This is a genomic window from Endozoicomonas sp. ONNA2, from assembly GCF_024606365.1.
Taxonomy (GTDB): domain Bacteria; phylum Pseudomonadota; class Gammaproteobacteria; order Pseudomonadales; family Endozoicomonadaceae; genus Endozoicomonas.
Genome location: NZ_JAHHPO010000591.1, coordinates 1 through 1,117, shown reverse-complemented (window position 1 = coordinate 1,117; position 1,117 = coordinate 1). Strand labels below are relative to the sequence as shown.

2 protein-coding genes are annotated in these 1,117 nt (G+C 51.2%); both read right to left on the bottom strand.

What is annotated here, in order from left to right:
• Positions 1 to 92 precede the first annotated feature (92 nt).
• Complete coding sequence (locus KDK14_RS21730; RefSeq protein WP_373691060.1) at positions 93 to 371, bottom strand: FG-GAP repeat protein; 279 nt, start codon at positions 369 to 371, stop codon at positions 93 to 95.
• 159 nt (positions 372 to 530) lie between these two features.
• On the bottom strand, positions 531 to 1,010 hold the full coding sequence (locus tag KDK14_RS10360) for a hypothetical protein (protein ID WP_257265026.1): 480 nt from the start codon (positions 1,008 to 1,010) through the stop codon (positions 531 to 533).
• Positions 1,011 to 1,117 lie beyond the last annotated feature (107 nt).

Sequence of the window (1,117 nt, the reverse complement as noted above, 5' to 3'; positions counted from 1 at the left end):
GCTATTTGACGAAGAAGCAGGAATTTTTAGACCAATTTATCGCAACCGCAGTAGGACAGTCTATTCTCGGACAGCCTCCTGGCAGCTCATGGTCATCTGCAAGCGAAAATACAGGCACCGAGTGCAGAGACTACATACGACAGTGCGGCGAAGATTTCTCCTATGGTGACTGTGCGTTCGATCTGCATATCTATGTTTCCACCCTCCGTTTGGGAAATATAAGCAGCACCGGCATCAGAAACGCCATCAGGGGCTTCATTGGGGACCCCCACAAGGGCGGTACTTCCGTCGCCGCTGATAGAGCAGGAGACCCCGAAGAAGTCATTAGTTTCTTTATCACTGGCTACCAGCTTCGCTTGTTCTGTCCACACGGTCCTGCTGACAACCCATAAAAAGCACCCATCCTGGAAGGGCCGCCAGCAGGTAGCCCCGCCATACCATAAAAGTCCGATAACTTATACGGGGGTAACACCGAACTCGGCTGCAATCATAGAAACATTTAGACGACAACTAATGTTTAATGGCATAAGTTATTCCCCTCTCCCTAAATCGACAACTTCTATTTCACTACAGAATATGGTTTTTGCGCCCGAGACAGTGACATTGACCAGCTTGGCTTCAAGGGCTGCCAATCGTGCCGCCAAACTAATGACCAATGAATCAACCTCTGCCCCGGTGTAATAACGATCATCGTGGTTATGGCTGGCCGGAGTGAAAGTCGCTGCCGTTGTTTTGGTCTCGTCTCGCGCTGCGAGGGTGTCATCCCTATAACCAAGGACCAAAGTCCTTTTACTGGCGACCTCTGCCCGGTCAGCCTCAACCTCATTACGCAGCGAGGCCACCGCAACCTTGTCAGCCTGAACAACTGCCCTGCTGACACTGGCTGAACGGGCTGCTGCATCTGCTAACGCTTTGGTAGCAGCCTTACTGACACTGGCGGCACTGGTTGCGTTCTCTATATACTCAAGGTCTTTACGGATAGTCTCCCGCAACGCAGCAGTAGCCGCCAACTCGTTACTGAGCTGAATTTCAAACGTAAGCGCTTATTTAAGGACGTCTTCTAAACCCATCACCTGTCTGCCACGCTAACCCCTGTTTCAAAAACAGGAGCGAGTCG